General features: G+C 71.6%; 18 protein-coding genes and 1 pseudogene. 6 read left to right on the top strand and 13 right to left on the bottom strand.

What is annotated here, in order from left to right; all coding sequences use genetic code 11:
• Positions 1–170 precede the first annotated feature (170 nt).
• Positions 171–1,205: a GDP-mannose 4,6-dehydratase gene (locus ACIQU6_RS39375; RefSeq protein WP_403486564.1), complete on the bottom strand. Its 1,035-nt coding sequence runs from the start codon at positions 1,203–1,205 to the stop codon at positions 171–173.
• Between the two features lie 309 nt (positions 1,206–1,514).
• Here ACIQU6_RS39375 and ACIQU6_RS39370 point away from each other — a divergent pair, with 309 nt between their 5' ends.
• The 4 genes from ACIQU6_RS39370 (at position 1,515) to ACIQU6_RS39355 (ending at position 6,183) form a co-directional block, all read left to right on the top strand.
• Positions 1,515–3,269 carry an ABC transporter ATP-binding protein gene (locus ACIQU6_RS39370; protein WP_403486562.1) on the top strand — a complete coding sequence of 585 codons (1,755 nt, stop codon included), beginning with the start codon at positions 1,515–1,517 and terminating at the stop codon, positions 3,267–3,269.
• On the top strand, positions 3,247–5,064 hold the full coding sequence (locus ACIQU6_RS39365) for an ABC transporter ATP-binding protein (RefSeq protein ID WP_403486560.1): 1,818 nt from the start codon (positions 3,247–3,249) through the stop codon (positions 5,062–5,064). Before ACIQU6_RS39370 ends, ACIQU6_RS39365 begins: the two co-directional genes overlap by 23 nt.
• A complete protein-coding gene (locus tag ACIQU6_RS39360; protein WP_403486558.1) occupies positions 5,061–5,741 on the top strand; it encodes a 4'-phosphopantetheinyl transferase in 681 nt (226 codons plus the stop codon). Before ACIQU6_RS39365 ends, ACIQU6_RS39360 begins: the two co-directional genes overlap by 4 nt.
• 151 nt (positions 5,742–5,892) lie before the next feature.
• Entirely contained in the window at positions 5,893–6,183 is a 291-nt protein-coding gene (locus ACIQU6_RS39355; protein ID WP_403486556.1) for a DUF6207 family protein, read from the top strand.
• A 277-nt stretch (positions 6,184–6,460) separates the two neighbouring features.
• Here the strand turns inward: ACIQU6_RS39355 and ACIQU6_RS39350 are convergent, their stop codons facing one another.
• The 11 genes from ACIQU6_RS39350 to ACIQU6_RS39300 form a co-directional block, all read right to left on the bottom strand.
• Positions 6,461–6,958, bottom strand: a complete 498-nt coding sequence (locus ACIQU6_RS39350; protein WP_403486554.1) for a hypothetical protein — start codon at positions 6,956–6,958, stop codon at positions 6,461–6,463.
• Between the two features lie 77 nt (positions 6,959–7,035).
• Entirely contained in the window at positions 7,036–7,344 is a 309-nt protein-coding gene (locus ACIQU6_RS39345) for a DUF4190 domain-containing protein (RefSeq protein WP_274910703.1), read from the bottom strand.
• Positions 7,345–7,679: 335 nt separating this feature from the next.
• Positions 7,680–8,543: a dienelactone hydrolase family protein gene (locus tag ACIQU6_RS39340; protein WP_403486553.1), complete on the bottom strand. Its 864-nt coding sequence runs from the start codon at positions 8,541–8,543 to the stop codon at positions 7,680–7,682.
• Positions 8,544–8,645: 102 nt separating this feature from the next.
• Positions 8,646–9,215 (bottom strand): signal peptidase II, encoded by a 570-nt coding sequence (gene lspA / locus ACIQU6_RS39335; protein ID WP_403486552.1) that lies wholly within the window; start codon positions 9,213–9,215, stop codon positions 8,646–8,648.
• Between the two features lie 239 nt (positions 9,216–9,454).
• Entirely contained in the window at positions 9,455–10,054 is a 600-nt protein-coding gene (locus tag ACIQU6_RS39330; protein ID WP_403486551.1) for an AAA family ATPase, read from the bottom strand.
• 77 nt (positions 10,055–10,131) lie between these two features.
• The gene (locus ACIQU6_RS39325) at positions 10,132–10,884 is read right to left on the bottom strand and encodes an ABC transporter permease (protein ID WP_403486550.1); all 753 of its coding nucleotides are present in this window, start codon (positions 10,882–10,884) and stop codon (positions 10,132–10,134) included.
• 107 nt (positions 10,885–10,991) lie between these two features.
• Positions 10,992–11,771 carry an ABC transporter ATP-binding protein gene (locus tag ACIQU6_RS39320; protein ID WP_403486549.1) on the bottom strand — a complete coding sequence of 260 codons (780 nt, stop codon included), beginning with the start codon at positions 11,769–11,771 and terminating at the stop codon, positions 10,992–10,994.
• Positions 11,772–11,961: 190 nt separating this feature from the next.
• Complete coding sequence (locus ACIQU6_RS39315) at positions 11,962–13,065, bottom strand: C45 family autoproteolytic acyltransferase/hydolase (RefSeq protein ID WP_403486548.1); 1,104 nt, start codon at positions 13,063–13,065, stop codon at positions 11,962–11,964.
• A gap of 178 nt (positions 13,066–13,243) precedes the next feature.
• Positions 13,244–14,299, bottom strand: coding sequence for a serine hydrolase domain-containing protein (locus ACIQU6_RS39310; RefSeq protein ID WP_403486547.1), 1,056 nt, complete (start codon positions 14,297–14,299; stop codon positions 13,244–13,246).
• A 93-nt stretch (positions 14,300–14,392) separates the two neighbouring features.
• Complete coding sequence (locus ACIQU6_RS39305; protein WP_403486546.1) at positions 14,393–14,728, bottom strand: ArsR/SmtB family transcription factor; 336 nt, start codon at positions 14,726–14,728, stop codon at positions 14,393–14,395.
• Positions 14,729–15,069: 341 nt separating this feature from the next.
• A complete protein-coding gene (locus ACIQU6_RS39300; RefSeq protein ID WP_403486545.1) occupies positions 15,070–15,978 on the bottom strand; it encodes a polysaccharide lyase in 909 nt (302 codons plus the stop codon).
• A gap of 329 nt (positions 15,979–16,307) precedes the next feature.
• On the opposite strand from ACIQU6_RS39300, the gene ACIQU6_RS39295 reads away from it, so the two are divergent.
• A complete protein-coding gene (locus tag ACIQU6_RS39295; RefSeq protein WP_403486544.1) occupies positions 16,308–17,879 on the top strand; it encodes a glycosyltransferase family 39 protein in 1,572 nt (523 codons plus the stop codon).
• Positions 17,880–17,989: 110 nt separating this feature from the next.
• On the opposite strand, the pseudogene ACIQU6_RS39290 reads toward ACIQU6_RS39295, so the two are convergent.
• Positions 17,990–19,120, bottom strand: a pseudogene (locus tag ACIQU6_RS39290) (MFS transporter).
• Between the two features lie 147 nt (positions 19,121–19,267).
• Here ACIQU6_RS39290 and ACIQU6_RS39285 point away from each other — a divergent pair.
• A complete protein-coding gene (locus ACIQU6_RS39285) occupies positions 19,268–20,038 on the top strand; it encodes an AraC family transcriptional regulator (RefSeq protein ID WP_403486543.1) in 771 nt (256 codons plus the stop codon).
• Positions 20,039–20,338 lie beyond the last annotated feature (300 nt).

Raw genomic sequence — 20,338 nt, 5'->3', positions numbered from 1 at the left:
ACCCATCTCGACAGCCGACGGCCGCACGTGAATGGCGTCCGACTTCTCCACGCCGCGCGGGCGGTACGTTCGGATCGCCACCTGGATTCGCCACTCACCGGCGGAATCCATGTGGCGAGTGTCGTCGGAATTCCGGCGGGAATTCCCTAGTGTTCGAAAGCGCGGGGCCGCTACCAGTTGGCGGCCAACAGCAGGTCCCCGTATTGGTTTTCACGGGAAACCTGCGCCAGGTCGGAATCGACCATCATGTGCATGAGGCCGGCGAAGTCGACGTCCGGCTTCCAGCCGAGGCGGTCCTGGGCCTTCGAGCTGTCGGCGCACAGCACCTCGACCTCGGCGGGACGCACCAGGGCGGGGTCGATGACGACGTGGTCCTGCCAGTCCAGGCCGATGTGTTCGAAGGCGATGCGGACCGCGTCGCGCACCGAGTGCATCTGGCCGGTGCCGATGACGTAGTCGTCGCCGGCGTCCTGTTGGAGCATCAGGTGCATGGCGCGGACGTAGTCGCCGGCGTAGCCCCAGTCGCGGACCGCGTCGAGGTTGCCGAGCGCCAGCTTGTCCTGGAGGCCGTGCTTGATGCGGGCGACCGCGAGGGTGATCTTGCGGGTGACGAACTCCTGGCCGCGGCGCGGCGATTCGTGGTTGAACAGCATCCCGGACACCGCGTACATGCCGAAGGACTCGCGGTAGTTGCGGGTGATGTAGTGGCCGTACGCCTTGGCCGCGCCGTAGGGGCTGCGCGGGTGGAAGAGCGTGGTCTCGCGCTGCGGGGTCTCGGCGGCCTTGCCGAACATCTCGGAGGAGGACGCCTGGTAGAAGCGGATCTGGCCGCGCGGGTCGGCGGTGCGGGAGGTGCTGAAGCCGCTGACCATGCGGATGGCCTCCAGCATGCGCAGCACGCCCATGCCGTTGACCTCGGTGACCAGTTCGGCCTGTTGCCAGGACATCGGCACGAAGGAGATGGCGCCGAGGTTGTAGACCTCGTCGGGCTGCACGGTGTCGACCGCGGAGACCAGGCTGGCCTGGTCCATCAGGTCGCCGTCGACGAAGTTCAGTTCGCTGGCCAGCCGGCTGACGCGGGACTTGCGGGGGTTGGCCTGGCCGCGGATCAGGCCCCACACCTGATAGCCCTGGGACAGCAGGTGCTCGGCGAGGTAGGAGCCGTCCTGACCGGTGATTCCGGTGATCAGCGCTCGCTTGGACATGGCAGACCCTTCTCGATCACGAAAGAGACCGTCCAAACGCTTGGGCTCGGCCACCACCTGGCGTCGAATACGCAGTCCGGACGTTGGACACCCGCACGCTCGCAAGCCGCGGAAGACACTGTCAACGCATCCCGGGCTTTCTAGGGAATTCCCAAGTGCCGGGCCCGGCGCGGGCCGTCAAAAAGGCGTTGAGGCGGCCAGGACTAGTGAAATTCAGGTGCCGGTTGCGCTGCAATGGCCAAGTCGGCGGGCCGGCCGACTCCGTCCACCGTGCGGCCTTGGCGCCGCGGTCAACCGGGGTGTTCCTGCGTGCTGTTGAGACTCCTGCGGGCACAGTTGCGCCCCTATGCCTGGGCCACCGGCGCCCTCGTCGCGCTCCAACTCGTCCAAATCCTGGGAACGTTGCTGTTGCCCACGTTGGGTGCCGCACTGATCGACGAGGGCGTGGTGCGCGCCGACCGCGGCCGCATCACGGAGTTGGGCGCGGTGATGGTGGCGGTGGCCCTGGTGCAGATCGTGGCGGCGCTCGGGGCGGCGGCGCTGGCCGCCCGGACCTCGACGGCGATGGGCCGCGATCTGCGGTCCGCGGTCTTCCGCCGCGTACTGGACTTCTCCGCCCGCGAGGTCGGGCAGTTCGGCACCCCGTCGTTGCTGACCCGGTCGGTGAACGACGTGCAGCAGGTGCAGAACCTCGCCCAGTCCGGCTTCGGCATCGTGGTCTGCGCGCCGCTGATGTGTCTGGGCAGCGTGGTGCTGGCGCTGCGTCAAGATGTCCCGTTGGCACTGCTGTTGGTGGGTCTGGTGCTGGTGGTGGCGGTCTGCTTCGGTCTGCTACTGGCCCGGATGGGGACCCTGTACGCGCGGATGCAGGTGACGTTGGACCGTTTGGGACAGCTGTTGCGGGAGGCGATCACGGGGGTGCGGGTGGTGCGGTCCTTCGTCCGCGACGACCACGAGCGGCAGCGCTTCGCGCACACCAACGACGCCTTCCTGGACCTGTCGCAGCGGGTGGGCCGGCTGATCGCGACCATGTTGCCGGTCGTGCTGCTGATCATGAACGGTTTCACCGTCGCCCTGCTGTGGGCCGGGTCCCGGCGGATCGACGCGGGCCGGATGCCGATCGGCTCGCTCAGCGCCTTCCTGAGCTACCTCTCGCTGATCCTGATGTCCGTGGTGATGCTCGCCTTCGTGTTCCTGTCGGTGCCGCGCGCCCGGGTCTGCGCCGGCCGGATCGCGGAGGTCCTCGACACCGGGACGAGCGTGGCGCCGCCGGCCGCGCCCCAACCGATGCACGGACCCGCCGGCCGCGTCGAACTGTGCGGCGCCGGGTTCCGCTACCCGGGCGCCGAGGAGGCGGTCCTGCGGGACGTCGACCTGATGGTCGAGCCCGGTGAGCGGATCGCGGTGCTCGGCAGCACCGGCAGCGGCAAGACGACCCTGCTCAATCTGGTACTGCGGCTGTCCGACGCGACCGACGGCACCGTCCGGGTCGGCGGCACGGACGTCCGGTCGCTGGCCACGGACGTGCTCGCCGCCGCCATCGGGTTCGTGCCCCAGCGGCCGTACCTGTTCTCCGGCACGGTGGCGAGCAATCTGCGCTTCGGGCGGCCGGACGCCACCGACGAGGAGCTGTGGCAGGCACTGCGGGTCGCCCAGGCGGCCGACTTCGTCGAGCGGATGCCGGGCGGCCTGGACGCGGAGCTGACCCAGGGCGGCGGCAACGTCTCCGGTGGGCAGCGTCAACGGCTGTCCCTCGCCCGGGCGTTGCTGCGTCGCCCGGCCGTCTATCTCTTCGACGACTGCTTCTCGGCGCTCGACCAGGCGACCGAGGCCGCGCTGCGGGCGGCGTTGGTGCCGCACACCGCGGGCGCGACGGTGATCACCGTCGCGCAGCGGGTCTCCGCCGCCCGCGACGCGGACCGGATCGTCGTCCTGGACGGCGGCCGCGTCGTCGCCCAGGGCACCCATGAGGCGCTGCTGCGCACCAGCCCCACCTACCGCGAGATCGCCCTCTCGCAGCTCACCGAGGAGGAAGCCGCCGATGGCCTCGCCGGACGTCCCTGAGGAGGAGCGGGCCGCGCCCCGGCCGGCGCGCCGGCTCGTCGGCCTGCTGCGGCCGCACCGTCGCACCGTGGCGCTCGCGGTGCTGATGGGCGTCGGCGGCATCGTGCTCAACGCGTTCGGGCCGCTGCTGCTGGGCCGGATCACCGATCTGATCGCCGACGGTGTGCTCGGCCGCGGCCCCGCGCCCGCGCCCGGTGTCGACTTCGCCGCGGTCGGCCGGCTGCTGCTGGCCCTGCTGGCGCTCTACGTCGTGGGATCGCTGTTCCTGCTGGCGCAGGGCCGGCTGGTGGCGTCCGCGGTCTGGCGCACCATCCACGAACTGCGGCGCAGCGCCCGGGAGAAGCTGACCCGGCTGCCGGTGCCGTACTTCGACCGGCACCCGGCCGGCGAGGTGCTCGGCCGGACCACCAACGACATCGACAACCTCCAGCAGACTCTCCAGCAGACCCTCGCCGAGCTGATCACCGCGGTCTTCTCGCTGCTGACCATGCTGGTGCTGATGCTGGTGCTCTCGCCGTCGCTGGCCGCGGTGATGCTGCTGAGCGTGCCGGTGTCCGCACTGCTGGCGGCCCGGATCAGCAAGCGCGCCCAACCCCACTACGCCGCACAGTGGTCGGCCAACGGCTCCCTCAACGCCCATGTGGAGGAGGTGTGCACCGGCCATGCGCTGATCAAGGCGTTCGACCGGCGGGCGGCGGCCGAGGAGCGCTTCGACGCCCGCAACGACGCGGTCTACCGGGCCGCCGCCAAGGCGCAGTTCGCCTCCGGCGCCATGGAGCCCGTGATGATGTTCGTGGCGAACCTCGGATACGTCCTGGTCGCCGTGGTCGGTGCCTGGAAGATCGTCAGCGGTTCCCTGACCCTCGGCGACGTCCAGGCGTTCATCCTCTACGCCCGCCAATTCGGCCAGCCGATCGTGGAGATCGCGTCCGTGGCGGGCCGGTTGCAGTCCGGCATCGCCTCCGCCCAGCGCGTCTTCACCCTCCTCGACGCCCCCGAGCAGACCCCCGACCCGCACCCCGCGCGCACCCCCGTCCGCGCCGAGGGCCGGGTCGTGTTCGAGAACGTCTCCTTCCGCTACGTCCCCGACACCCCGCTCATCGAGGACCTCTCGCTCGTCGTGGAGCCGGGCAGCACGGTGGCGATCGTCGGCCCCACCGGCGCCGGCAAGACCACCCTGGGCAATCTCCTGCTGCGCTTCTACGAACCCGACTCCGGCCGCATCCTCCTGGACGGCACCGACACCTCCGCGATGACCCGCGACGACCTGCGGTCCCGCTTCGGGCTGGTGCTCCAGGACACCTGGCTGTTCGGCGGCACGATCGCCGAGAACATCGCCTACGGCACGCCCGACGCGTCCCGCGCGGACGTGGTGGCGGCGGCCCGGGCGACCTGCGCCGACCGCTTCATCCGCACCCTGCCGCAGGGCTACGACACCGTCCTGGACGACGAGTCCGCCGCCGTCAGCGCCGGGGAGAAGCAACTGCTCACGGTGGCCCGGGCGTTCCTCGCCAGACCGGCCGTCCTCGTCCTGGACGAGGCCACCAGTTCCGTCGACACCCGTACCGAGGTGCTGATCCAACGCGCCATGAACTCCCTGCGGGCGGGCCGCACCAGCTTCGTGATCGCGCACCGCCTGACCACCATCCGCGATGCGGACCTGATCGTGGTGATGGACGCCGGCCGCATCGTCGAGCGGGGCACGCACGACGAACTGCTGCGCGCCAGGGGCCTCTACGCCCGCCTCCACGCGGCCCGCGCCCACAGCCCCGCGGCGGCCGGAGGCGTCCGTTGATCGAACTGATCCTGCCCTCCGTGGTCGCCACCGAGGCGGCCTACGATGACCGCCCCCGCCCCGGAGACCGGCTCCTGCCGCCGGAACGCGAGGTCATCGCCACCGCCGTGGCGCCGCGGCAGCGCGAGTTCACCACCGTCCGCCATCTGGCCCGCCGCGCCCTGCGCCGGCTCGGCCACCCCGATGCGCCCATCCTCCCCAACCGACGCGGCGTCCCGCAGTGGCCGCCCGGCATCGTCGGCAGCCTGACGCACTGCGCGGGCTACCGCGCCGCCGCGGTCTCCCCGACCCGCCTCTCGGCCACCGTCGGCATCGACGCGGAGCCGAACGCGGCCCTGCCCGACGGCATCCTGGACGCCGTCAGCCTCCCCTCCGAGCGCCCTCACCTGGTGGCCCTCGCGGCCCACCGCCCCGATGTCCACTGGGACCGGCTGCTGTTCAGCGCCAAGGAGAGCGTCTTCAAGGCGTGGCACCCGCTCAGCCACCGCGAACTGGACTTCACCGAGGCCGAGATCACCATCGACCCGTCCGACGGCACGTTCGCCGCCCGCCTCCTGGTCCCCGGCCCCGATCTGGCCGGCCATCGCCTCACCACTCTCACCGGCCGCTGGCACTCCACTCATCCCCTCCTCACCACGGCCGTCCACCTCCCATCCCCGACCGCACCCACCACATGAGCCTTCGGGAAGCGCCTCGCCCCCGTTACCTCCATGGACCCCCGCCCGCCACCTCGGGCCAAGGTCAAGCGCAGGGCCACACTCACCCGTCAACTCCCGCCCACGGCAAGCCACGTTCGGATGAAACCCGCCGACTTCTTCTCACCTCGCGATGCGAAATAGGCCATACAGAACTGTGCATATCCACGAGGAACATGTCAGCGAGCCCGGCATGATCGTCATCGACGTGACCGCCGCCGACGAAGCCACCGCCACCCTTGCCGCCGCCGAGCTGGGGCGCTTGTGGCGTTCCAGCGGCCCGTCCGCCCCCTGGCACACACCGGGCCGCCCCGGCGTCTCCGTCCGGGCCTATCTGGACCTGCGCCAGCGGCCGATCACCGCGGCCGACGACGTGTATCCCCTGCCCGGTCCGCGACGGAAATACCGCGCTCACGGCAAGTAGGCCATCGCCACCACGACGGTCAGCACGAGCAGGCCGGCCACCACCGCTGCCGCGACGGCGATCACCCCGCGATTCACGCACGGCACCGACGGCACCTCCCGCGGCACGCACCACGAACAACAGCGGTCCGCTCTGATACGCGGCTGATCCAGCCAATAGGCCCCGCGTAGCCGCGGTGTACCCGCATTCTCCGGTCCGGAGACGAAAGACCTCATGCCCGGCCAACGAGGGCACTTCCGGTGAGGAACCGGCGACGCGGCCCACCGCAATCGGATCGTCACCCGCGAACCACCGGCCGGCGGCCCCTCTCCCGCCCGCGCTCCACATCGCTCCGCATCGCGGCGCGGAGTTCCCCGAACGCGTCCTCCCAGCGGTCCCGCAGCTCCAGATAGCCCTCCTCGGTGTGCACCGCACCGCCCCCCACCAGGTCGCGGAGATCCCGCAGCGCACGGAACGCCGCGGTGGAGGCGTCGACGACCGACTCCGGCGCCACGACGGCCACCTGATAGCGCAACTCGTAGGCGTTCCCGTCCCGGAACGCCTCCAGCGCCGCGCCCGCCCGTTCCTCGGCGGGCGTGTCCGCGGACCGGGCGGCGATCCGCAGGTGGTTCCGCGTCCGGGCCAACGCGGCGAGGTAGTCGCCGTACAACTGCCGCCGCGCCGCCTGGTCGCCCTCCTCCCGGCTGCGCCGCGCCCTGGCCCGATCGGCCAGCAGCGTCGAGGCGATACCAATCACGGCCCCCAGCACCGTACTTGCCAGCGATCCCCAGTTCATCACAGATGAATAGACCCGCGCCGTGCTCGGCGCGGGCCCATCCTCGTCATCCGGCCGGCTTCGGCCCCGTTCGCGGCTCAGAGGCTGCCGGAGCTCGCGAACTGCACCACCGCGACGATGACGCCGAGCGCGGCGAGGCCACAGCCGACGCTGCCCAGCACGATGCCGGCGACCGCCATGTTGCGGCCGCCCGCCTCACCGCGGTCGGCCTTGCGCCGTGCGGATATACCCAGGCACAGCGCGGTGATCGGCAGCACGATGGGGATCATCAGCAGTCCGAGGATGCCGAGCACCATCGAGGCCGTCGCCTGGCCGCTGGGCAGCGGGGCCGGCATGGCGTAACCGGGGCCGTACGGCGGGGTGTTCGGGGGCGGTGCCTGGGTCATGTGTTTCTCTCCGTCATTCCTGCGTTTCCTCTTCCACGGCGTCCGGGATCCCTGGGGTTCGGGATCCGGAGTCCGGGATCAGGCGCTCGTTCCCGGCCGGATGGTGCCAGTCAGGCGGCTCCGGCCGATCAGGCATCGGGCGCGCCCCACGCCGGAGCCGACGTTACCGCACGTCAGCGCCCCGTCGTGACCGGAGGTGGCGCGGCCTGTGCCAACACCCCACCCGGTAAGGGCCGTTGGCGCCAGGAATGCGGGTCGGAGCGGATACCCAACGGGGCGGGGCGCACCCGCGCCCCGCCCCTCCGTTCGCTCCCGCCGTGCGGGACCGGCGCCGCCTACGCCTCCGTTGCCCGGGCCGTCACCTGTCCCGTTGCCTGGTCTCCCACGAGCAGGCGCCGGCGGAACAGGTCGAGCACCTCGTCCAGCGCCGCACGCGTCGGCTGGCCGGGCTCGTCGATGAGGTGCTCGGTCAGCACGGCGTGCGGCGCCATCGCGGCCTGGGGGTTGGCGTCCTCGTCCGACAGCTCGACGGCGGTGAACGCGTCGCCCAACTCCCGGCGGAGGAAGGCGAACCGGTCGTCCGGCACCAGCCGGTCGCTGCGGAACCGCAACCCCATCACCTGAAGGCCGTCCCGCTCGCAACGGCCCCGCACGACGGCGAGTTCGTCGGCTGAGATGTCGATGCCGGCGGCCCGGCGCCTGGTGATCGGCAGCGGCAGCGACGGCTGGGACAGCACCGGGGCCAGCAACCTGTCGTCCACGGCCATGGCCAGCGCGAACCCGCCGGTCAGGCACATGCCGACGGCCCCGACCCCCGGCCCTCCGCAGCGCTCGTGTTCGTGCGCGGCCAGCGCCCGCAACCAGGTCACCACGGGAGAGGACTTACCGGTGGCCAGCGTGGTGAACTCCTTGCGCACACAGACCTTTCGCATGATCGAGCCCGCATACCGCGCGGCGTTCAGCCGACCGACATGGTTCGGATCGGCGTCCCGGCCGGGCGTGCCGAACAGCACCGGCAGCACGACGGTGCAGCCGATGTCGGCCACCCGCTCCGCGAACTCCAGCACCTTGGGCGTGATGCCCGGGACCTCCGCCATCACGATCACCGCGGGTCCCGTACCGCGCCGAAGGATCCGGCGCCGCACGCCGTCGTGGGTGAAGGTCTCGCGGTCGAAGCCGGTCAGGTCATGATCTGCCATGGGACACCACCGTTTCGTGATCGATGACGGCTCGGGACGGGCCGGCTGGCGCCGTCCGCCCCAAGGCGCCCGGTGCCTCCGGCCCGGTGTGCTGCCGCGACATTACCCACCGGTTGCCCTGGCGGCGACACCGGCCCGCCCCTGGCTCAACTCCCAACCCCGGAGCGAGAAGAACACGATCAGCACTCCCCCACAGACAATGGCCCAGTCGGCGAAGTTCATCACGCTGAACCCGCGGACGGAGAGGAAGTCCACGACCGCGCCTTGCAGGCCGCCCGGGGCGCGGAAGACCCGGTCCGAGAGGTTGCCCAGTGCGCCGCCGAGCAACAGGCCCAGGGCGATCGCCCAGGGAACGCTGTAGAGCCTGCGCGCCAGCCGGACGATCGCGACGGCGACGGCCGCCGCGATGAGCGTGAACACCAGGGTCATCGCCCCGCCCAGTCCGAACGCCGCGCCGGAGTTGCGGATCACCCGGATCTCCAGCCAGTTCCCGATCACCGGTACGGGGTCGTGGTTCTCCAACTTCTTGACCACGAGCACCTTGCTGACCAGGTCCACCGCATAGACCAGACCCGCCACCAACAGGAGCAGGAACACCCGCCGGCGCCCGGCGCTCCCCTCTTCCCCTGTACCCTCTCCGGCCGTCGCCGCCGTCCGCTGCGTAGTCGTCAAGTCCGTTCACCTCGAAGTCGGTTGTGCCCTCGTCCCACCGTCGGCCGTCGGGCGCGGCCAACCAACGCGGGCCGCCCCGGCCTCTCCCCCGTGGGCTGTTGATCCACCATAGAACGGGCCGACCGGGGTCGACTTCGGCGAGTTGGCCCGAGCAACGCGGGAGCGGGAGCGGTGCGCCGGGTGACGGCAACCGCGGCGGCGGCAACGGTCCCGAGCGCGGGGGCGGTGACCGGGCGGGGTCAGTCGGCGAGGGCCCGCTCGATGCGCGTCGACACCTCGTGCCAGGGGCGGGCCGCCACCACCGGCAGCCCATGCCGCGCGGCCTCCTCGGCGAGCCGGTCCGCGTACCGGGCGCTGACCTGCGCGCGGTGGGTCTGCCGACCGCCATCCGGCTCGCGGGCCGCGTAGTTGGCGACGATCCGCGCGGGATCGGCCTCGTGCAGGAACACCGCACGCACCCGGAGGCCGCCCACCGCACCCTCCGCCACGGCCCGGGCGACGGCCGCCGGGTCCAGGTAGTCGCCCTCGATGACGGCGGGGACGTCGACGGTGCGGCGGTTGTCCACGACGCCGAGGAGGGCGGGCGCCAGCGCCTCGGCGGTGGCGACCTGGAGCTCCACCACGTGGTCGACGTCGAGCACCGAGGTGTCGGGGATGCCGGCGAAGTGGTGCAGTGCGGGGTGCTGCCCGGCGTCGGTGAAGCGTTGCAGCGCGCTCACCACGTCGTCGAACTCGACCACGAACGCACCCCGTTCGCCGGCGAGTTGAGCGGCGGCGCGGCTCTTGCCCACGCCGGAAGCGCCGCCGAGGAGGAGGATGTCCCACGCGGAATCGGTCATGATCGCACCGTACCGGTGCCCGGCTGCCCGGTCGGGTCCGGCCCCCAACCCCCTCCGCTTACCGACCGTTCACGCCATCAGGACCGCACCCGGGCGAACATCCGGGTCCCGAGCAGCAGGCAGAGCGCCGCCAGCCCCACGGTGACCGCGGCCCCGACCGCGACCGCACCGTTGGCGTAGTGCCCGAGGAACGCCTGGCGCACGGCTTCTACGGTGTAGCGGAACGGCACGACCCGCGAGACACCGTCCAACCATCCCGGCGCCAGCGTCATCGGCAGCAGCAGACCCGAGAGCAACATCAACGGCATACCCGCCGTGTTGGCGATGGCCGCGAACTCCGGCGGCGTCCGCACGTTCATGGCCAGCCCGTAGGAGAGCGCCGACAGCGCCCCCGACAACACGGCGACGAACAACAGGCCGATCAGCACGCCGACGAGCGGCGCCCGCAGCCCGAGGACGAACCCCAACAGCACCAGCACGACGGACTGCGCCACCAGTTGGACGACATCGCGCAGGGTCCGACCGAGCAGTAGCGCCATCGGGCTCACCGGGGTGACCCGCATCCGGTCGATCACCCCGAGGTTGCGGTCCATCAGCAGGCCGAGCCCGACATAGGAACCGCCCAGCAGCGCAAGCTGGATGAGCACGCCCGGTACCAGCGTCTGCCAGGACGAACCCCGGGTCCCCAGGTCCAGCCTGGTCAACAGGGGGCCGAAGAGGGCCAGGAAGAGCAACGGTTGGAGCATGCCGAAGAAGAGGGAGGTCTTCGACCGCAGCGTCGCGCGCAGGTAGCGGCCGAAGATGATGCCGGTGTCGGCAAGAAGCGTCATGGGAGGGCCTTGGTTGGTCTGATGCATGGGTTGACTGGCTGGGCCGTCGGGGCCGTCTGCCGCGCCCGTTCCAACGGCGGTTGTGATGGGGATGGTTGTCACGGCGGTCAGACGGCGAGGGGCTCCTCGGTCGCACTCCGACCGGTGATGGCCAGGAAGGCGTCCTGGAGACTGGCCGCGGCGCCGCCGGCGTACCGGCTCTTCAGCGCGGCGGCGGTCCCCTCGGCGACGACGGTTCCCGCGTCCACCACCACGATGCGGTCGGCGAGCGCATCGGCCTCGTCCAGGTAGTGCGTGGTGAGGAAGACGGTGGTGCCCTGCTCGACGCGGATGCGCCGGACGAGGTCCCACAGTTCGGCGCGACTGCCCGGGTCCAGTCCGGTCGTCGGCTCGTCGAGGAAGAGCACCTCGGGCCGGTTGACCAGGCCGAGGGCGATCTCCAGGCGTCGGCGCTGACCGCCGGAGAGCGCGCCGGTCGGCCGCTCCATCAGCGCCAACAGGTCCAGATCCCGGGCGAGTTCGTCGGCCCGTTCCCGAACCTCCCGCTTGGACAGCCGGTGCAGCCTGCCTTGAGTGAGGAGTTCCTCGCGCACCGCGCAGGCGGGGTCGAGCCCGCCCGACTGGGCGACGTAACCGATCCGTCGGCGCACGCCGGCCGGGTCCCGGAGCAGATCGCATCCGGCGACCTCCGCCTCCCCGCCACTGGGCGGCAGCAGGGTGGTGAGCATACGCAACGTGGTGGTCTTGCCGGCCCCGTTGGGCCCGAGGAAGCCGAGGATCTCACCGCGGCCGACGGTCAGGTCGATGCCGCGGACGGCGTGCACGGGGCCGCTCTTGAGTGGAAACGTCCGGGTCAGACCCCGGGTTCGAATGACTGGGGAGCTCATGCCCAGATAAAAGCACAGCGGATTCTAAACTTGCAATCCATTTCACTTTTTCGCGGATCACGGCCCACGGCCCGCCGAGGCACGGCGGAGAACGGCACAACGGTGGAGGCCGCCTGCCGGGACAGTGGAGCGGGATTCCCGGCAGCACGGACGCGTCCCATGCCTCAACCAGCCCTACCGGCTGGGGACTTCAGCCCACCACCGGCCAGGCACCAACGTCCGCCAGCGAGCACGGCCGGCCCGGATGGACCGCGAGGGAACCCCCGACGACATCCAGGGAGACGGTGGCCAGGGTCTCCCACCGCGTACCGAACGCCGCTTCCGGCTGCGGGTGGCAGCACACCTCCGCCCCGTCCTCCGCATGGCAGGTGAGGGCGGAGAGGAGCGCCGCCCGGTCGGGTGCGTGGCCCAGCTTCGCGGTCCGTTCCTGGAGGGCGGCCAGGCGATGGTAGGTCCCCGGGTCGGCGGTTCCCCTCGCCTCGCCCTCGGCGAGGACGGGGGCGACGAAGTGGTTGGTCCGCACCACATAGCCGTCGGCTCCGGGCGGCAGACAGGCCGAGCCGACCGGGCTGAGTTCGATGGCGGCGGCGGTGGCGCGCCCGTGCGCGTACCCGGCCAGAGTGAGCGAACTGGACGCCGCCACCGGCGTCGTCACGGCCAGTTCGGCGGCCTCGCCGACGGTCGTACAGGTGTCGAGCACGGCACGGGACAGGACGTGCACCGGCACCCAACTCCCCTCACCCGAGACCGACTTGTCGGACGCGTGGCCGAGGATGTTGAAGTGCACCCCCACACCGGCCGCATTGACCCCGATCTTGCCGACGATGCCGTACTCGGTCACGGTGCGGACCACGCGGCCGTCGGGGTGCTCGATGTTCCAGACGAACCAGCCGTCGCGCATGCCGTCGTGCCAGTCCCAGGTCTGCGCGGTGACCGGCGGGCGGCCGTCGGCCGGGGCGTGGACCAGCGTCGAGCACTCCGGCTCGGGCAGCGCACCGAACCGTCCGAGGATCTCCGTGCGCGCGTTGAGCGCGGCGATCCGCCACAGGGGCAGGTCCGCGCCGCGCGCCATGCCCTCCATTTCCTCGGCCAGTTCGGGGGCCCGGGCGCCGACGTGCGCGAAGGCATCCCGGCTCCATGCCACGACGTCCCGCTGGTCGATGCCGACGGCGGCGAACAGCCGGTCGTAGAAGGCGCTGGTGCGGCGCATGCGGTCCGGAAAGGCCCGGCCGAGCACGCGCCCGCGCTCACCGGGCGTTGCCTGCGTCGATCGGAAAACGGTGAGCTTGGTCATGACTGTCCCCTCCGTCTCCCCCGTCTACTTCCGTCTCCTCCGTTCTCACCTCCATCATGACCGGGCACACCGGCCGGGCGCGACCGTCGCGTTCGCCAAAGAACCGCCGCCGGCCACGGCGAACAAGCCGCACCCGCACCAACGGCCTCCCCCACCAGGACGCCGCTTCCGGCCCCGCTCACCCCGGCCGTACCGCCTCCGCGACCTCGGCGATCAGGCTCTCCACCCCGGCTCCCCAACGGGAACTGATGACGAGATCGCGCGCCGGGTCGACCCACAACAGGTGCGCACCGCCGTTGCCCCGGGCGCACCGACCGGTCGCCGGTGCCGTGGGCCACACCGTCCGGTCGTCGTTCAGCCACCAGGACAGTCCGTAGTCGGGCTTGACGCGACAGGGCGTCCACAACGCGTCGATCCAACTACGGGACAGAATCCGGCCGTTGGCATGGTGTCCGCCCCGCAGACACAGGTGCCCGATGCGGGCGAGGTCGAGGGCGCCGATCCACAGTCCGCCGCCCCAGTGCGCCCCGCCGGAGACGACCGGCACCCGGGTGCCGTCGTCGAGGTCGACGTACGCGTTGCGGTAGCCGTGCCACGCCCACGACGCGGAGGCTCCGATCGGCTCCATCACCCGGGTGCGCAGGACCTCCGGAAGCGGGCGTGCGAGCAGCGCGGTGAGCGCCAGCGCGGAGAGGTTGACGCGGACGTCGTTGTAGGCCCACCCCTCCCCCGGCGCCCCGCCCGGGGACTCGGTGCCCTCGCGCGTGCTCTGGGCGTCCACGCCGGTCGGCTTGGACCACAGCGCCCCCTCCCACTGGCTGGTCTGGTCCAGCAGGTGTCGCCAGGTGATGCCGCGCCCGTGCTCGTGCGCGAACTGCGGTAGCCGGACGGACTCGTGGACCGGCTCGTCCAGCCCGAGCAACCCGTCGTCGAAGGCAATGCCCGCCACCAACGACAGCACGCTCTTGGTCGCGCTGAACGCCATCTCCGCGCGGTGCGGGTCACCCCAGGACGCCACGACCCGCCCCCGACGCGCGATCACCCCGCTGGGCCCGCCCCCGTCCAACAGCGGCCCGAGCACCTCGCGGTGGGAGGCGTCGGCCACTTGCGCCGCGAGGTAGGTGGCCATGTCCTCGACGCCCGGGACCGGCCGGTCCGCCTGCCGCCGGACGGCCCGCTCCAGGGCGTCACCGTCCACCCCCGCCCAGGCGTCGCCGCCCTCGGTCTCGTCCAAGCACGCCCCAACCGCCACCGCTCCCACCTCCGGGATCCGAGCTGCCCGACCTCAAGTCGCCACCGTAGCCCGCGGCGACGAGGCCAGGCACCGCTACGACGCGTCGCTCCCGTCACGCTCCTGCTGCTCCAGGCTCTTGAGCACGGAGTCGAGCAGGCCCGGGAATCGACGGTCCAAGTCCTCGCGCCGCAGCCGCATATGGAGGTGGCGGCCCTCGCGCCGCTGGTGCACCAGTCCGCTCTCGCGCAGCACCCGCCAGTGATGACTGGCCGTCGACTTGGAGACGTCCGGGAGGATCGCGCCGCACGTCGACTCCGCCTCCTCCGCGAGCGTGCGGACGACGCGGAGCCGCATGGGGTTGGCCAGCGCCTCCAGTACGTGCTCCAGGTGCATCTGCTCTCGGGTGGGGTGGAACAGCGCAGCGGGCATGGTCCGACCCTACAAGAAGGGCCGAACCAACCTCCCCTCTGCAACCGGTCCCCAGCGGACGACCGCGTGGCCCCTCTACCCACCGTCCGTATGTTCCACTACAGTCGAACAATCGCGCGTCGCACGAGGAGGGAATCCCCTCCCCCGCGACACTCGGACGCAAAGACACAGAGCCCAGACAGAGCGCGCCGCACAACTGACGCCTTGATCCGACACCTCGGCCCGGCGACGTGGGCTGATCTCCGCCTTGCTCCGACCTCCTGGCCCGGCGACTGGGGCCGACGCGACGGCACAGCGGAGGGCAGCGGCGCAAGCGGTCCGGCGAAGGGCCTCCGGCCCGGTCAGTGCTGGGCCGTCGCCGACAGGGAGAAGTCCGCGAACTCGGCCCGCTCCGTTGCCTTCGGGCCCCAACTGGTGTCGTGGCCGCCGAAGAAGGTGGAGAAGAACACCCCGCTGAACGGGATGTCCGCGATGCCGGTGGCGGCCCCCTTGGACTGGAGTGCCTGCTTGCCGTCGTACCAGACGGTGACGTCGCCGTTGGCGCGGTCGACGAGCTGCTCCACGGTGTGCCAACCACCGTCGGCGAGCCACTTCCAGGAGCCGAGGCCCACGTCCACGCCATAGCCGGTGGGGCCGGAGTTGGTGGGGGTGTAGAGGTAGACCTCGCCCTCGTTGGGGTGCGACTTGGCGCGGAACATATAGCGGGTGGACCAGCCGTCGCCGTGGTTGCCGCCGGATTCCTGGCCGATGGTGCCGCCGTAGAGGCCGGGCAGTTTGCCGCCCTTGCCGAAGTCGAAGCCGCTGGGCAGCTTGAGGCTGTACTTGAGGTCCAACGTGGTCGAACGCGCCAGATCGGACCGGCCGATCTTGTCGAGCTGGGTGTAGAACTGGCCGCCTCCGGGGTTGGGGCAGTTCGAGCAGGAGTTGGCCGACGAGCCGGCGCCGTAGGTGACTTGGAGCGCGGAGCCGTCACCCGGCGCCGTCGAGTCGCTGACGCCCTTGAGGTCGGACTGGCCCCAGGCACCCTTCGACGCGACGCCCCAGGCGCGTTTCCAGGACGCCGAGCCGTAGTCGCCGAACTGCCCGGACCAGGTCCCCGCGTGGACCGCGGGGGTTCGGCCGGGGAGGGCCGCGGCCGGCGGCAGCGATGCCCCGGTGCACGCGGTCGCGGCGAGGGCGGCACCCGCCGCCAACAGGCACCGCCACGAGGCGGAGAGACGGGGGAGCGGAGAACGGGGTAGCGGGGACATGCCACTCCTCGGAGTCGCGGGCCGAGCGAAAGACCGACCCTCACCGATTCCACCCCGCGTTCACACAGCCGAACACAGGGCAGGTACATGACCAAACAACGGCGAAGTTAGCGCTCCGACCGCCGGCCGTCCAGGAGTTGGTGGGAAACTTTCCTAACTACAGCCGAGTTGACCCCCCAGGGCGCCGCACCGACCCCAGCCCAAGATCATCCGAATTGACCACGAAGGCACCCTCGGCGGCGACCTGACCCGTACGTCTACACTGGCGGAAAATGCCATGCGATATGGCGACGAAATCGGGAGTATACACGGGCAGTATAGTTCGCGTCATGTCTCTCGATCTTGCCTCCACGACACTTGCGGGCAGGGGGCGCGCAACCTCCCCGCCCCCCACCGGTGAACACCGCTGGCCGGCCTGGTTGGTTCCCGCCCTGCCCGCCGCACTGAGCCTCGCACTGGGACTGTGGGGGCTCTCCCGCCAGGGCGCCATATGGCGGGACGAGGCCGCGACTTGGGGCGTGGCGGAGCGGTCCATACCCGAGATCTGGCACATGACCGGGCACGTGGACCTCGTCCACGGCCTCTACTACCTCTTCATACACGCCATATTCGAGGTCTTCGGACCGCATCTGACGGCACTCCGGCTGCCCTCCGTACTCGGCGCCATGGTTGCCGTGGCGGTCACCGCGGCGACGGCGCGCAGGCTCGCCGGCCCGTTGGCGGGCGTCGCGGCGGGCCTGACACTGGCCATACTGCCGGTGATGCAGCGGTACGGGCAGGAAGGGCGCTCGTTCACGTTGGTGGCCGCGGGCGTGGCGGTGGCGACCTGGCTGCTGACCGGCGCGTTGGACCTGACGGGACCGGCCGGATCCACCGCCGCGCGCACCAAGCAGCGACGCCGGGCCACGGAGCTCCTGCGTTGGACCGCCTACGCGACGGTGATGCTCGCCACCACACTGCTCAACTGGCTCGCACTCTTCGCGCTGGCGGCCCACGGCGCGACCGTCCTGATAGCCGGACGAAACGGCCAACGCCCCCTATTGGCATGGTGGTTGACAGCCGCGGTGGCGATAGCCGGCGGAACGCTTCCGCTCATCGTGGCCAGCAGCAGACAGGCGGGCCAGGTGGCCTGGATACAACCCCCCTCGGTGGGCAGCCTGTTGGGGGTGGCGGCCATGCTGATCGTCGCCCTGGCATGCACCAGGGTGCCTGGCCTGCCGCGCGGACCCCGCTCGCCGGTCGCGGTGGGACTGCCGCTCCTGGCCGTCCCCCACCTCGGGCTGCTACTGGCTTCCTGGCTCGTCAAGCCGCTCTACGTCGACCGCTATGTGCTCTTCGCGTCCATAGGACTGTCGCTCCTCGCCGGCCCCGCCCTTGCCTGGGTGACACGGACACTCGCCGCGCGGATCCGGTCCCGACGCCCCGGCCGTCCCCGCGCCGAAGCGCTGCTCGCCGTCATCGTGACGTTCGCGCTCCTGGCGCTGCTCCCCCTGGAGTTGAGCCTGCGCACCCCCAAGAGCCGAACGGACGACGTGCGGGCGGCCGCGGCGAAGGTCGCAACGGTTGCCCACCCGGGCGACGGCATCGTCTTCATACCCGCCCATCGGCGCGACGCCGCCCTCGTCACCCCCTCCTCGTTCCGCGGGCTCGATGACCTCGCCCTGGCCGAGACCGCGGGCCCCTCGGGCACCCTCTACGGCACCGAGGCCGCGCCCGCGGACATCCGGGCCGCGATGCTGACCCACCGGCGGATCATCGTCCTCAGCGACGGCGGCTCGGCCCCCGTGGCCGCCACTGCCCAGGACCGGGCCAAACTCGCCGTCCTCGCCCAGCACTTCACCCCCGCCGCGTCCGGGGACGCCGGGGGACGCCAGGTGACGACCTACGAGCGGAACCCGTAACCGACCACGGGTGACGAGGAGGAGGATCGAGTCGCGCCAGGGGCGCTGCGGACCGCGGAGGGCGCGGACTCACGCAGCGCCCCTGGCTTTCTGCTGATGCTGACGCCTCGTCATATACCGGTCGGGGCAGGGGGTTCGGGGAGGCGTCGGGTGAGGAGCCACCCCACGGCGGGGAGGGCGACCAGGGGGAGGAGGGCGGTGTGCAGGGAGGTGGCGTCCGCGAGGGCGCCGACGAGGGGGCTGGCGACACCGCCGACGCTGACCGCGAGCCCGAGGGCGACCCCGCTGGCCGTGCCGACGCGCGAGGGCAGGTAGTCCTGGCCCAGCGTGACCTGGAGCGAGAACGGGATGTAGAGACCCGCCGAGGTCAGCGCCACGAAGGGATAGAGGGCCGGGCCCGGCACGAGGACCACGCCCGCCACCGCGAACACCGTCGCCACGTACGACCAGCGCACGACACGCACCCGGTCCCAGCGCGCCGCCAGCCGGCTGCCCAGCAGGGTGCCGACCGCGCCGCCGAGGTAGAGCACGAACAGCGCCACCGCTCCCGCGGTCGCGCCGCCCCCGGTCCGCTGGCGGGCATAGAGCGAGAGGAAGCCGCCGAGCACGACGAAGACGATCGAGCGGCAGACGATGGCCAGCGTCAGCCGGAGGAAGGAGCGGCGGTCGTCCGGCCCGGCGGAGTGCGCCGCGTTGCCGGCGCCGGCCGTTTCGGATGCGCCCTGCCGGAGGGCGAGCAGGGCCAGTACCGTGCCCACCGCCGCGGGGACGACGAGTACGGGTGTGGCGCGCAGCCCACCCGCCGCGATCACCGGGGTGACCAACACCGGGGCCAGGGCGAAGCCCACGTTGCCGCCGAGCGAGAACCAGCCCATCGCGGTGTGGCTGCCGCGGCTGGCGAGGCGCGCGACCCGCGCGGACTCCGGGTGGTACGCGGCGACGCCCACTCCGGCGAGGGCGACGAACACCAGGGTCAGCGCATAGGAACGGCTCACTCCGCTCAGCGCGATGCCGACTCCGGCCACCGCGGTGCTCAACGGCAGTAGTCACGGCATGCGTTGACGATCCGTCAGGACACCGAAGAGGGGCTGGACGACCGACGAGAGCAGCGAGGCGGCGAGCACCACGCCCGAGGCCGCCGCGTAGGAGTACTGGCGCTCGGCCACGAAGAACGGCACCAGGGCGGAGACGGCCCCCTGGTACACGTCCACGCAGGCGTGACCGACGGAGAGGGCGGCGATCGGACGCCGGGCCCGGGACGCGGGCGCGGCCGGGGCGGCGGACCGTTTCGGCGAGCGTTCAGGCGGGTGCGGGAGACGAGTGGGTGACGGCATGATGCGATCCTCACCGCCCGGGAGACCAACGCGCTTCCGATAAAATGCCGTGGTGTGTCGAAAATCCGCCACACTCCGAAGGCCACCACCGCGATCCGGCCACTGACCGCCGGCCAGGGCATCGACGCCCATCAGCACGACGAGCACCAGATCGTCTACGCGGGCCACGGGGTGCTCGCCGTCACCACCGACGCCGGCACCTGGATCGCCCCCGGGAACCGCGCCCTGTGGGTGCCGGCCGGCACCGCCCACTCCCCCCGCGCGCACGGCGACCTCGACCTGCACACCATCGGCCTGCCGCCCTCCGTCAACCCGCTCGGCCTGCGTGCTCCGACGGCCCTGACGGTGAGTCCACTGCTGCGCGAGCTGATCGTCGCGTACACCCGCGGGGCGACGGACTCCGCCGAGGTGGCCGCCGCACCCGAGCGCGAACCCGAGCGACTCCGCCTGCGCGCCGTGCTCCTCGACCAGCTCCGCGCCTCACCGCAGCAGCCGATGCACCTGCCCGCCCCCACCGACCCCCGGCTCACCGCGGTCTGCGCCCTGTTGCACCGCGACCCCGCGGACGACCGCACGCTGGCCGCCTTCGGCGCCGAGGTCGGCGCCAGCGAACGCACCCTGAGCAGGCTGTTCCGCGCCGAGCTCGGGATGACGTTCCCCCAGTGGCGGACCCAACTGCGGCTCTACCACGCGGTGGTGCTGCTCAGCGAGGGCGTCCCGGTCAGCGCAGTCGCCCGCCGCTGTGGCTGGTCCTCGACCAGTGCCTTCATCGACGTCTTCCGCCGCGCCTTCGGGCACACGCCTGGTGCGCGCCTGCGCGGCTAGGAGCGGCGAGGAACCCGAAGAGGCGTAGCTACTGCCGTCAGGCAGACATGCCCCGCTCTCCCCGTCGTCGCGGCAACCTCGCTTCCCGATGGGCGTCTGACGTGGTGGAGCCCCGTTCCGGAACCCGGGATCGGTGATCGGGAACCGAGGAGCGGGGCCCCGATTCCAGGTCAACCACCAATGGGAGGGGCAACATGAGCGAGCGCGTTACGGGTCGCCCCACGATTGATGATCTTGCTCACGGTTGGGGACATGGAGTGGTTTCTATGAGTTGTCTGGGTTGTGATGACTCATCAGGCT

Origin of the sequence: Streptomyces sp. NPDC090442, assembly GCF_044769405.1 — a bacterium.
Lineage (GTDB): Bacteria > Actinomycetota > Actinomycetes > Streptomycetales > Streptomycetaceae > Streptomyces.
This window is presented reverse-complemented; position numbering and strand designations above follow the sequence as displayed.